Source organism: Salinarchaeum laminariae (assembly GCF_023204835.1).
Taxonomy (GTDB): domain Archaea; phylum Halobacteriota; class Halobacteria; order Halobacteriales; family Salinarchaeaceae; genus Salinarchaeum; species Salinarchaeum laminariae.
The window spans coordinates 1,459,044-1,471,651 of record NZ_CP096270.1; the positions used below are offsets into that span (position 1 = coordinate 1,459,044).

Here is a 12,608-nt window from a genome sequence, read left to right on the forward strand (position 1 = left end):
GCCCAATGATCGACTCCGCCATTAACGAACCTAACGTGAATCGGTCCGAATCAGCTGTGAGCAGCGTTCTCGGGGGTCAGTAGGATGAACGAGGACGCGAAAGTTGAAGGTATCGTTCCCGGCCGTCAGCCGTCGTCCCAGTCGATGCCGTCGACGACGGTCTCGTTCTGGAGGTCGACCACCACGGAGAACTCCGTGTTCCCACTGTCGTCCTGTATTCTCACGTCTGCCTCGTTCTCGACGTACTCGGGTTCGCGATCGACGGTCACCGTGCCGTCGTCGCCCTCGCTCTCGATGGTGAACGTCTCGGCGGTCGCGTTCTCGGTGATCGCGCTCGCGGCTGCTGTGGAGGTAGTCATGTTGATCGCGTCGTTGACCTGCAGCTTCCGAATTGGTTCGACTGCCAGTTCGGGGTCGTCCACCTTCCCGAGGGCGCGCTGGAAGCTCGCGTTCGACTGGGCGATCTCGATCGCGGCGTCACGCTCGTCGGCGCTCAAGGGATGGGATTGCTCCGTCGTGACGCGGAACTGGCCGTCGTCGACTTCTTCGAACTCGATGCGGTCTGCCTCGGTTACGTTCGCGACGACGGTAGTGCGCTCGCCACCGTCCTGGTAGGTGACGGTGTCCTCGGCAACGACGAAGGAGGGGCTCGACCCCGACGAGGCGATCGATCCCGTCGCGCCGACGGCACTGCCGGCGAGTGCGAGCCCGACGCCGATCGCTGCACAGCAGACGAGGAGGGCGGCCCGGGAGCGAAACGCGTCGATCATGAACGTAATTTGGGTGAAAGGCCGGATCAACCTTGCGTTGAAACGCGTTCGGAAGGCGTTTCAAACGCGTTTCTCGGCCGTTTCAGGCACTGAGGGCGGCGGTGGAGCGTTACGCATTAAACGAGGACTCGGTATAGGGTTCTGTATGGATCCGCCGGCCCTCCGCGGTAAGCGACTCGTGGCGGCGGTCGCGTTCGTCGCCGCCACGCTCGTCCTCGCCGTCCAGCTGATCAACCCCACGCCCGTCGTCGTCTCCGTCGGCGAGAACGGCGCCCAGACCGACGAGCTGGGGCAGTACTTCACCTACTCCGACGTCGGCACGATCGTCGCGGCGTCGGTCCTCGCCGGGGCCAGCGGCGCCTACCTCCTGGTGAGCCCCGCCAGCGAGCGCCGCGGCCAGCGATCCGAGCGCACCAGCGCGACGGGCTCGGACGCCGTCCCGTCTCCCATGGGGTCCCGGAATACTGCGGTCGGCGATGGAAGCGGCTCCCACGGGGCGCCAGCCCAACGGTCTCCCGATCCGGCAGCGTGGGAGTCGACGCTCGATGGGCTCCAGGGCAACCAGGCGGCCGTGTACGGCGCCGTCGTCGAGGCCGAGGGGAAGCTCCCGCAGCGCGACGTCGTCGAAGAGACCGACCTCTCGAAGGCGACAGTCAGTCGGACGCTCGACGCCCTCGAGCGCAAGCAGCTCCTCGAACGCAAGCGGCGGGGGATGGGCAACGTCGTCGTGCTGACCTGACGCGTACTCCGGCGGAAACGCGTTCGAAAGCTGTTCCGGAACACGTTCTCAATCAAACACTATCTGGTCTTTCATCCTGGGTATATTCGAGAGCGCGCCGGTGGTGGTGCCCGTAGGACCCCGCCGTCTCTGCCGTCGACGGACCGGTCCCCATCGGCCCTCCACCGTACGTGGGCCCGCTGCCGGCCGCTCTCGGAACATCCAACGATGAGAACGACGCAAGTTGCGCTCGCCCTCGTGGCAGCCCTCGCGCTGCTCACGAGCGGCGTGGCGGCTGCGACGGGCGCGAGCCCAGCAGTCCACGACTCTGACGAACCGGCGACAGAACACACCCTTCCCGACGATTACACGGTCGAGGTTACGGACCGCCACGACGTGCTGACCGACGAGGACGTCGAGGCTGCGATCCAGGCCGCGTGGGCGGACGATGAGCTCCGGAGCTACTTCGCGGACGGCGAGTCCGTCCACTTCGACCTCTGGGCCCCGGACGCCGACGAGGATCGCGTGGCGATCTCCGTCTCTCCTGCTGACGAGCCGGGCCAGATTCGCGTCTCCGGAACCTACTACGTCGGCTCGGACACGTTCACCGACGTGCGGGAGCCCCTCTCCGCGGACGAGACGACCTCGATGGACGTCGAACTGACCGGCGACAACACGGTGATGATCGAGGACGGCGGTTCCATCGACTTCTCCGAGGGAACGCCTTCCGAGGAGGCGGCTGCGAACGACGAGCCGGCCGAGAATGACGAGGCAATCGACGTCACCGCCGACGAGCTAATCACGGCCGAGTACGACGTGTCGAACCTCACCCTCGTCAGCGACGGTAGCTCTATCGAGTTCCCGTAGATCGATCGGCTGGTCTGACTCCGTTAGCGATACACGCTCCTCTGTCGTCCCGGCCGCCGATCGCGTCGGGACGCACGCCGTTTTCCATTTTTCACACTCCGCTCCACGGAGCGCCCGAACGCGCGAGCAACGCGAACACCTGGGCGAATCTGAGGAGACGTGGTACCGCCTGGCGGAGACACATCGGTCCGTAGACCGCAGCCTCACACCGCGCCGAGCCCGATCTCCTCGACGACCTCCGCCGTCGCTTCGGGCACCAGCCCGCCGCCTCGCATCCGCGCGCGGAGCATCGGCAGGAGGTCCTCGACGTCGTCGGCCGTCTGGAGGAGCGGCTGCATCGCCTCGAAGTTCGTGCCGAGGCCGGCGTCCGCGGCTCGGTCGGTGATCGTCTCCACCGCCGGCTGTGCGAGCGCGCCCTCGAAGTCGATCGGCTCGCCGAAGCCGGCGTAGTAGACGCGTCCGCCGGGTGCCGGGCCGACGACCACCGGATCGCTCCGGAGCTTCATCGCCGCGGCGTCGATCGCCGTGCGTCCCGCGAGCGGTGCCTCGGGCCGGAGCAGCGCCGCGGTGTCGACGCCCTCCTCCTGTAGCAGGTGGGTGATCGTGTTGCCGACGCGCGCAGACTCGGTGGAGCCGACCTGCACCTCGAACCGGACGTCCTCGACGTCGTCGCGGACCTCGGCGACGACCTCTTGCAGGGCGGCCTCGGGATCGACGTCGTCCGCGTAGTCCTCCGCTGGCGGATAGTTCACCAGAAGTTCGCCGCCGCTGCGGGTGATCGCGACTGCCGTGTCCTGGATCATGGCGGCGTAGAGCTCCGCGGCCGCCTCGGCGGTGCAGACGTCTGCATCGACGAGATCGGTCAGAACGTGCCCCGGACGCGGCGGCTCGGCCAACAGCGCGACGACTGTCATGGCCGCGGATCGGTCGCGGACGGCCTTCAACGTTGAGACTCGTGAACTGGACGCCGAGTCGCTCGAACGCACCGGGCTGACGGCCGGGCTTTTGCCGCCGGAAACCGTTTTTGTCTGCACCATGGCACTCCCTTCCACGGTCCTCGTCGATGCGCTGGGCGTCTCCCACGCGCCCGGGATCGTTCTCGGCCTCGCGAACTCACTGACTGACGTCGGCGCCGCGGCACTCGTCGACGAATGGCCGCTCCTGGTCACCGCGGCGTGGTTCTGTGCCGGATTCCTGCTCGTCGCACTCCCGGGCTGGTTTCTCCTCGTCCCTGCGGCCCGTCGGATCGTCGGCCGTCGAAACCGCAACAATGCGACTCTCGAGGAGGCGATCTCGCGATACCTCCAGCTTGCGGTCCTCGTCGTGGCGGTGTACGTCGGGTTCGCGTCGACGGGGTTCACGGGGTTTCTCACCGACTCCGCACTCGTCGTCGCGGCCGCGACGCTCGCGCTGGGCGTCGCCGCCCAGTCGGTGATCGGATCGCTGGTCAGCGGCACAGTGCTCGTGATCGACCCCGAGTTCAACGTCGGCGACTACGTCGCGTGGGAGGGCGGCGAGGGCACGATTCGATCGATCACCCTCCGCGTCACACGAGTACAGACCCCCGACGGCGAACTGGTGACGGTCCCCAACGACGTTCTGACGGACCAGGCGATCACCCGTCCGTTCGGCCACGGCCGTTTCCAGATCGTCGAGCGCGTCGAGGTCTCCTACGACGACGATCTGGCGGCTGCCCTCCAGCAGCTCGAGGCGGCGGTCGAAGACGTGGATGGCAGTCTCGACGCGCCCGATCCGCGGGCCTACCTCGACGAGTTCGGGGGCGACGGACTCGTCGCGCGCGTTCACTTCTGGATCGACGATCCCGATCGAAACGACGTTCTGGCGGTCCGGTCGGCGTACGCACGCGCGGTCAAGCGCCGCTTCGACGACGCTGGAATCACCGTCGCTCCCACCGAGAAGCGCGACCTCGAGGGCCGGATCGAGATCGCCGACGTCGACTGATGCGGGCGCTGACAGGCGGATCGGTCGGCGGTGGAAGCTCCGAACCGGCCACGCGCGGAGCGAAGGGCTTTCGCCGGGCGGACGCAAACCCGACCTCGATGGACGACGAGCCGCCGTCACCCGAGGATCTGGATCGGCTCCGGCGCGTGGCGAACTTCCAGTTCGGCCGCGGTGGGGCGGCGGCGCTATTCCCCAACGTCGGTGAGCGTGGGAGCGACGACGTCGGGTCGGTGACGGTCACCCGCACCGCATCGGGCCGGGTCGAGCAGTGTTTCGACGACGGCGCTCGGCTGTTTACGATGGAGACGAACGGCCGGTTCGTGCTCTCCGTCGAAGGCGGTCGCCGGATCGTCGAAGGGCTCGAAGCGCCGCGTCATCGCGTCGTGGTGGGGGAAGAGAGCGTCGAGTTCGTTCGCGACGGCCGGAACGCGTTCGCGAAGTTCGTGCAGTCGGTCGATCCCGAGCTCCGCCCCGGTGACGACGCCGTGGTCGTCTACGACGACGGGAGCGGCCCCCAGGTACTCGGCGTCGGCCGTGCGGAGCTCTCTCCCGACGCCATGGCGGATTTCGACACTGGCGTCGCCGTGTTCGTCCGCCACGGTGCCGGCGACTGAGTTCCGGGACCGTCGACGGACTCGATCGCCGCGTGCGGCAGTGGGCACGTCCTCGCAGTGACGACAGCAACCGCGGCCGCCGTGTCACCTGTTCACGAGACTTTATGCCGGACCCCAACGATCGTTCGTGACATGGACTGGCGGGAGGCAGAACGAACGTACGATGGACCGGGCGTCGGGGAGAACACGATTCCGGAGCTGTTCGAGGAGACGGCCGAACGGAACGAACACCGACCGGCCCAGCGATACAAGGGAGGCGTCTACGACCGGACGCTCACGGAGACGGTCATGCCGGCGGCGCCAGAGGGCGAGTTTCGATCGATTTCCTACGACGAGATGCGCGACGTCGTCCACAACCTCGCGGCGGGGCTGCGGGATCTCGGCGTGGAGGCGGGTGACCGAGTCGCCATCTACGCGCACACCCGGATGGAGTGGGCACAGATGGATTTCGGCGTGCTCGGCGCTGGCGGCGTCGTGACGACGGTCTACCCCTCCTCCTCACAACGGCAGGTCGAGTACCTGCTCGCCGATCCCGACGCGACGGGCGTCGTGCTCGAGGGCGACGAGCATCTCGAACGCGTGCTTGCCGTCGAGGACGACCTCGACCTCGAGTTCATCGTGCAGATGGATCGCCCTGGCTCGGGCGTCGCGACCGACGGCGGCGCCCAGGCGTCTGCGGCCGAGGCCGACGACGCTGCGTTCGACGCAGAGGCCGTCCACCGCGAGCGCGACGACGTCTACACGCTCGCGGAGGTCCACGACCGCGGCGCCGAGACGTTCCGCCCCGAAACCTACGAGTCCTGGATCGCCGAGCGCGACGTCGACGACCTCTGCAGTCTCATCTACACCTCGGGGACGACCGGCCAGCCCAAGGGCGTCCAGCTGAGCCACTGGAACTTCCGCTCGAACGTCAACCAGGTGCTCTCCCGCTACGGCGATCGCCCGGACAAGGAGGTGCCGTCGCTCGATACCGACACGCGGACGGTCTCGTATCTCCCGCTCGCGCACGTGTTCGAGCGCCTCTCCGGCCACTTCGTCATCTTCGCGGCCGGCGGGAGCGTCGCCTACGCCGAATCGCCGGACACGCTCCGGGAGGACTTCGGTCTCGTCAGCCCGACGAGCGCGACGAGCGTCCCCCGCGTGTACGAGAAGATCTACGACGCGATCCGCGAGCAGGCCGCCAGCTCCGAGCGCAAGGAGCAGATCTTCGAGTGGGCGGTCGAGGTCGGCCGGGCGTACCACGAGGCCGAATCCACGCCGGGCGAGTCGGCGGGCGTCGTCCTGCGCGCCAAGCGGGCGATCGCGGACAAACTCGTCTTCTCGAAAGTACACGACGCGCTGGGCGGCGAGATCGACTTCCTGCTCAGCGGGGGTGGGAGCCTCTCCGCCGAGCTCTGCTCGCTCTATCACGGTATGGGGATGCCGATTCTCGAGGGGTACGGGCTCACGGAGACCTCGCCGGTCATCACCGTCAACCCGCCCGAGCTGCCGAAGGTGGGAACGATCGGCCCGCCGCTGATCGGTCAGGATCTCTGGGTCGACGAGTCGGTGGTCCCCGAGGGGCAGTTCCCCGACGACGAGGGCCAGGTCGGCGAACTTCTCGTCAGGGGGCCGAACGTCTCCGAGGGGTACTGGAACAAGCCCGAAGAGACCGAGGAGGCCTTCGTCGACGAGCTGCCCGGCGGTGCTACGCCAGCGTCCGGTCACGAGTGGACCCAGTCCGGCAAGTGGTTCCGCACCGGCGACATCGTCCACCAGCGCCCCGACGGCTACGTCGAGTTCCGCGAGCGCGCCAAACAGCTGCTCGTGCTCTCGACGGGCAAGAACGTCGCACCGGGGCCGATCGAAGACGGGTTCGCGGCCAGCGAGGTCGTCGAGCAGTGCATGATCGTCGGGGACAGTCGGAAGTTCGTCGGCGCACTGCTCGTGCCGAACCTCGAGAACCTCCGCAGTTGGGCCGACGCGGAGGGGATCGATCTTCCCGAGGACCCCGAAGCGCTCGCCGAGCACGAGGCCGTCCGCGAGCGGCTCCAGACGGAAGTCGATCGGGTCAACGAGAACTTCGAGTCCTACGAGACGATCAAGCAGTTCGTGATCGTCCCCGAGGAGTTCACCGAGGACAACGACCTGCTGACGCCGACGATGAAGAAGAAGCGACGGAAGATTCTCTCCCGCTACGAGCGAGCCGTCGAGGGGCTCTACGAGGACGCGTAGACGTCGGGCGAGCTGACCGGGCTGCCAATAGCTACTTTACCTGTCATATTCCGGTGTCGCAGTTTCGCTCCCTTCGCCGAATGCAGTGCCATCGGTAACACGGAATGGCATCATTGAGTTGACAGGCGAGCTACCGCCACGATTTGAGCGTATCGGGAGTGGGACAACCGAACCCACGGGAGGCTCGGGGACAGAAATTTACTGGCAATCGTAGAAAAATTATATTTTATATGTGATTGGTTACCGAAGGAATTTTATCCTATGTTTCTGTGTGACATGCTTGGTGACGACACTGATGCGATGCGGTACCACACCACGCCGGCGGCCGTTCAGGTGACGGCGCGTCGGCGAGGGGTGCGGACGGGGGATCGAGTGGCTGTGGGGTCGCAGCACGACGGTGACGTCGGCGCTCGTGCGATCGAACGGCGGGCAGCACGGCCAGCGGAGAACACCAACACATGAACCCAACACGACGCAGCATCCTACGCAAAGCATCGGCACTGTCGGCGCTCGCGGTCGGCGCGAGCGCGACGGCAGCAGCGGCGGACTGTAGCGGGGTCTCGGAGTGGGACGCCAACACTGCTTATAGCGGCGGCGATCAGGTAACGTTCGACGGCGATCTCTTCACCGCCGAGTGGTGGACCAAGGGGAGCGAACCCGACGGCAGCAAAGACGTCTGGACGAAGGAGGGAGCCTGTAACGGCGGCGACGACGGTAGCGGTGGTGGTGGTGACGACGGAAGCGGCGCCAACTGTTCGGGCGTCCCTGCCTACGATGCCAGCGCAGCCTATACCGGCGGCGACCAGGTGACCTACGACGGCTCGCTCTGGACGGCCGAGTGGTGGACGCAGGGCACGCAACCGGCTGAGAGCGAGAACGTCTGGACGCTCGAGGGCGCCTGTGACGGTGGCAACGGCGACCAGAACAACGCACCGACTGCGTCGTTCACGACGGACGCCACAACGCCCGACCCGGGACAGAACGTCGGCTTCGACGCGAGCGGTTCCTCTGACTCGGACGGATCGATCGCATCCTACGAGTGGGCGTTCGGAGACGGAGCCTCGGCCTCGGGCCAGTCAGTCTCGCACAGTTACGGCTCGGCGGGCGACTTCACGGTGACCCTGACGGTCACCGACGACGACGGCGCGACTGGTTCAGCGTCCCAGACCATCTCCGTGTCGGACGGCGACTCCAACACCGCACCGAACGCGTCGTTCACCGTCTCGCCGGCCTCGCCCGAGACGGACGAATCGGCGACGTTCGACGCGGCCGACTCCGCGGACTCTGATGGCTCGATCGCCGGCTACGAGTGGGACTTTGGCGACGGCTCCACCGCCAGCGGCGAATCCGTGACGCACAGCTTCGGGTCTGCCGGGGACTACACGGTCACGCTCACCGTCACCGACGACGACGGCGCGACCGATACGAACTCGACGACGGTGACCGTCGACTCCGGCGGTGGAGGCGGCACCACCGACAACCGCATCGTCGGCTACTGGATGCAGTGGGCCCAGTACGATCGCGAGTACGTCCCCGGTGACATCCCGACGGATCAGGTCACGCACCTGCAGTACGCGTTCATGCGGCCCGAATCCGACGGGACGATCTCCGGGCTCGGCGGAACCAGCGCCCAGAAATACCTATTCCCCCAGTCCTGGCACGACGACATCACGACGTTCGGCGACATCTCCTCGAACACGGACGTCACCTGCCTGATCTCGATCGGCGGCTGGAGCGACTCCGAGAACTTCTCGGACGTCGCGCTAAACGAGTCGAGTCGGCAGACGTTCGCCGAGGAGTGCGTGCGGATCGTCCGCGAGGCGGGCGTCGATGGCGTCGACATCGACTGGGAGTACCCCGGCGGTGGCGGCCATCCCGACAACACCGTCCGCGAGGGCGACCAGGAGCGCTTCACGAAGCTCATCCAGGCCTGTCGCGACGCCCTCGACGCGGCTGGCGAGGAGGACGGTCGGGAGTACAAACTCACCGCCGCGATGGTCTCCGGCGGCGCGAAGGCCGAGGGGCTGGACCACGGCACGCTCTCGAACCTCTTCGACTTCGTGTCCGTCATGACCTTCGACATGCGCGGCGGCTTCAGCGACTACACGGGCCACGCGTCGCCGCTGTTCCAGAACCCCAACGACCCATCGAGCAAGGCGTCGACGTTCAACGTCTCCTCCGGCGTGTCCTGGTACGTCGACAAGGGCTGGGACGCAAGTCAGCTGAACATCGCGACGCCGTTCTACGGCCGCAGCTTCGCCAGCGTCGAGCCGCCGAGTAACGGGCTGGGGAACGGGACGGACGACGGCCTGTTCCAGAGCTTCAGCGGCACCGGAGAGGGCAGCTTCCCGCCGGATACGTCGGCGAGTGGTATCTACGACTACTGGGACCTCTCGACGGTCGGCACAGCCCGTGCGACCGGCCAGGTCGACCTCTCCTCGTCGGCGTGGACGACCTCCTACGACGATACGGCGATGGCGACCTGGAGCTACAACCAGAGCGATTCGCTGATGATCAGCCACCCGACGCCCGATTCGGTCCAACAGCGGGCGAACTGGCTGGCGAACAGCGACTACGGCGGCACGATGATCTGGGCGCTCTCACACGACACCGTCGAGCACCACTTGCTCGACGAGCTCAGCAACGGCCTGCTCTAACGCAGCGTCGACCAGACGGCAAGCCCACGGCGCAGACCCGGCGTGTGGGAGCACTGCCACGCCGCACGCTCCCGCTCGTCGACAGGTCTGCGTCGGGACGGCTGCAGATAGGCGTGACAGACAGCGCACACAGCGACTACGATACGATCAGTCCGACACATGGATCTCAACAGACGAAGCGTCCTACGGAAGGCATCGGCACTCTCCGCGCTGGCGGTCGGCGCGAGTGTAACAGCATCGGCAGCGGACTGCAGTGGTGTTCCCGAGTGGGACTCGGACACTGCCTACGACGGTGGCGACCAGGTCACCTACGACGGCGACCTGTTCACCGCCGAGTGGTGGACCAAGGGCGAGACGCCCGACGACAGCAAGTCCGTCTGGACGAAGGACGGCAGCTGCGACGGCGACGGGGGCGGAGGTGGCGGCGGTGGCGGCGGAGACTGCAGCGGCGTCCCAGCCTGGGACTCGGCCGCGACCTACTCCGGTGGTGATCGCGTCACGCACGACGGCGCACTCTGGGAGGCGCAGTGGTGGACCCAGGGCACGGAGCCGAGCCGCGACGCGAACGTCTGGTCGCGGCAGGGCGACTGTAGCGACGGTGGCGGTGGCGGCAACGAGTCGCCCAACGCCTCCTTCACCGTCTCTCCGTACTCGCCGGAACCCGGTGAATCGGCGACGTTCGACGCGGCCGACTCCTCGGACGCGGACGGCTCGATCGCCGGCTACGAGTGGGAGTTTGGTGACGGCTCCACCGCCAGCGGCGAATCCGTCACGCACAGCTTCGACTCCGCCGGCGACTACACCGTCTCCCTCACCGTCACCGACGACGACGGCGCGACGAACACGAACTCGCGGACGGTGTCCGTCGAGACCGATCCCGGCGGTTCGGGCGTGACGACCTTCGCGCCGTACAAGCACATGACGACCCAGCCGGGGACGAGTCTGGTCGATCACTACAGCCAGGCCGACAACGACGCGTTCACCCTCGCGTTCGTCCTCTCGGACGGCAACGGGAACGCGGCGTGGGACGGTGCCCCCGACCAGCTCGTCGGCGACTTCGGACTGGCTTCGGAGATCCAGTCCTATCAGGACGCTGGCGGCGAGGTGATCGTCTCCTTCGGCGGCGCGGTCGGGACGATGATCGCCCAGGACGCTACCGACATCTCGGCGATCAAATCCGAGTACGAGACGGTGATGGACACCTACGGCGTCACCCACCTCGATTTCGACATCGAGTCCGTGAACCAGGACGCCGTCGACCGCCGGAATCAGGCGCTCGCCGAGTTGCAGTCCGAGCGCCCGGAGCTGAAAGTGTCCTACACGCTTCGCTGCCGGACGACCGGCCTCACCAGCCACGGCACCTACGTCGTCGAGAGCGCCCGCGACCACGGCGTGGACCTGCAGTACGTCAACATCATGACGATGAACTACGGGTGGGTCGAGCCCAGCGCGAGCACGGTCAAGGACTCCGCCAACGGCACCCACTCGGACCTGCAATCCATCTTCTCGGGCCTCTCCAGCGACGAGGCCTGGAGCATGCTCGGGCTCACGCCCATGATCGGCGAGAACAACGCCGGGGGCCCGCACAATCTGGCCGACGCACAGGAGGTCGCCTCCTTCGTCCAGAACAAGGGCGTCGGGCTCGTCTCCTTCTGGTCGATCGATCGCGACAACGGCAGCTGCGCGACCGGCACCGTGTCGCCGACCTGTAGCGGCGTCCAGCAGGACCCCTACGCGTTCTCCGAAATCTACAACGACGTGCAGTAGCGGCGCTGCACCGTCACCGGATTCACGGCGCGGAGTTTTCGCCGACGCTTCTCTCGTCCAGTGGCTGCTGGCGCGATGCAGTCACCAACCACTATCACGACCCACCGAAAACTACACGAACGACATGAACAGATCGGTGCGGATCCTCGGGGTGCCGACGGACTACGGCGCGAACCGACGCGGCGTCGACATGGGCCCCTCGGCGATCCGCTACGCCGGCCTCGCCGACGCGATCGCGCGTGCAAACGAACAGTGCGTCGACGACGGGGACCTCTCGGTCGTCCGTGCGGAGAGCACCGATCCCGATCGCGCTCCGATGCAGGATCGCGCGAAGTTCCTCTCGGAGATCCAAGACGTCTCCGAGCGGCTCGCCGACGTCGTAGCCGGCGTCTGTGCCGACGGTGATCTCCCGCTCGTGCTCGGTGGCGACCACTCGATCGCCATCGGCTCGATGGCCGGTGCGGCTCGCGAGGCCGATATCGGGGTCGTCTGGTTCGACGCCCACGGCGATTTCAACACGCCGTCGACGTCGCCCTCCGGCAACGTCCACGGGATGCCCCTGGCCGCTGCACTCGGCCACGACGAGTTCGCCGACTTGCCCTGGGCGCAGGCCTCTGGACTCGATCCCGAACGCATCGCGCTCGTGGGGCTCCGCAATCTCGATCCGCCCGAACGGGCGGCGATTCACGACTCTCCGGTCTCGGCGTACTCGATGTCCGACATCGACGAGCGCGGAATCGTCGACGTCGTCGAAGATGCGGTCGGTGCTGCCAGTGCGGGGGCGGACGGGCTCCACGTCAGCCTCGACATGGACTGGCTCGATCCCAAGGAGGCGCCCGGCGTCGGGACGCCCGAGCGTGGCGGCGTGACCTATCGCGAGGCCCACGCCGCACTCGAACAGGTCGCTTCTGCCGACGTGCCGACGCGGTCGCTCGAAGTCGTGGAGGTCAACCCTGTCCTGGACTCGCACAACGAGACCGCCGAGCTGGCCTGCGAACTCGTCGCGAGCGCGCTCGGCGAGCGGATTCTATAGGCGCGC

The 12,608-nt window shown here is 67.1% G+C and carries 10 protein-coding genes; 8 read left to right on the top strand and 2 right to left on the bottom strand.

The genetic code is table 11. From position 1 onward, the window contains the following. Positions 1-125 precede the first annotated feature (125 nt). Positions 126-770: a hypothetical protein gene (locus MXF70_RS06685; RefSeq protein ID WP_248518223.1), complete on the bottom strand. Its 645-nt coding sequence runs from the start codon at positions 768-770 to the stop codon at positions 126-128. 145 nt (positions 771-915) lie between these two features. Between MXF70_RS06685 and MXF70_RS06690 the strand changes: the two genes are divergently transcribed. Together MXF70_RS06690 and MXF70_RS06695 are read left to right on the top strand one after the other, a co-directional pair. Beyond that, complete coding sequence (locus MXF70_RS06690) at positions 916-1,509, top strand: helix-turn-helix transcriptional regulator (RefSeq protein ID WP_248518224.1); 594 nt, start codon at positions 916-918, stop codon at positions 1,507-1,509. A 207-nt stretch (positions 1,510-1,716) separates the two neighbouring features. Then, a complete protein-coding gene (locus MXF70_RS06695) occupies positions 1,717-2,355 on the top strand; it encodes a hypothetical protein (RefSeq protein WP_248518225.1) in 639 nt (212 codons plus the stop codon). A 203-nt stretch (positions 2,356-2,558) separates the two neighbouring features. Here the strand turns inward: MXF70_RS06695 and MXF70_RS06700 are convergent, their stop codons facing one another. After that, on the bottom strand, positions 2,559-3,269 hold the full coding sequence (locus MXF70_RS06700) for a hypothetical protein (RefSeq protein ID WP_248518226.1): 711 nt from the start codon (positions 3,267-3,269) through the stop codon (positions 2,559-2,561). Between the two features lie 121 nt (positions 3,270-3,390). On the opposite strand from MXF70_RS06700, the gene MXF70_RS06705 reads away from it, so the two are divergent. From MXF70_RS06705 to rocF, 6 genes are all read left to right on the top strand, one after another. Beyond that, the gene (locus MXF70_RS06705) at positions 3,391-4,317 is read left to right on the top strand and encodes a mechanosensitive ion channel family protein (RefSeq protein ID WP_248518227.1); all 927 of its coding nucleotides are present in this window, start codon (positions 3,391-3,393) and stop codon (positions 4,315-4,317) included. Between the two features lie 98 nt (positions 4,318-4,415). Further along, the gene (locus tag MXF70_RS06710; RefSeq protein ID WP_248518228.1) at positions 4,416-4,931 is read left to right on the top strand and encodes a PUA domain-containing protein; all 516 of its coding nucleotides are present in this window, start codon (positions 4,416-4,418) and stop codon (positions 4,929-4,931) included. Between the two features lie 132 nt (positions 4,932-5,063). Continuing rightward, positions 5,064-7,145, top strand: a complete 2,082-nt coding sequence (locus MXF70_RS06715; RefSeq protein ID WP_248518229.1) for an AMP-dependent synthetase/ligase — start codon at positions 5,064-5,066, stop codon at positions 7,143-7,145. Between the two features lie 458 nt (positions 7,146-7,603). Continuing rightward, positions 7,604-9,802 carry a glycosyl hydrolase family 18 protein gene (locus MXF70_RS06720; RefSeq protein ID WP_248518230.1) on the top strand — a complete coding sequence of 733 codons (2,199 nt, stop codon included), beginning with the start codon at positions 7,604-7,606 and terminating at the stop codon, positions 9,800-9,802. A gap of 159 nt (positions 9,803-9,961) precedes the next feature. Next, entirely contained in the window at positions 9,962-11,569 is a 1,608-nt protein-coding gene (locus MXF70_RS06725) for a PKD domain-containing protein (RefSeq protein WP_248518231.1), read from the top strand. A 124-nt stretch (positions 11,570-11,693) separates the two neighbouring features. Then, positions 11,694-12,602: an arginase gene (gene rocF / locus MXF70_RS06730; protein WP_248518232.1), complete on the top strand. Its 909-nt coding sequence runs from the start codon at positions 11,694-11,696 to the stop codon at positions 12,600-12,602. Positions 12,603-12,608 lie beyond the last annotated feature (6 nt).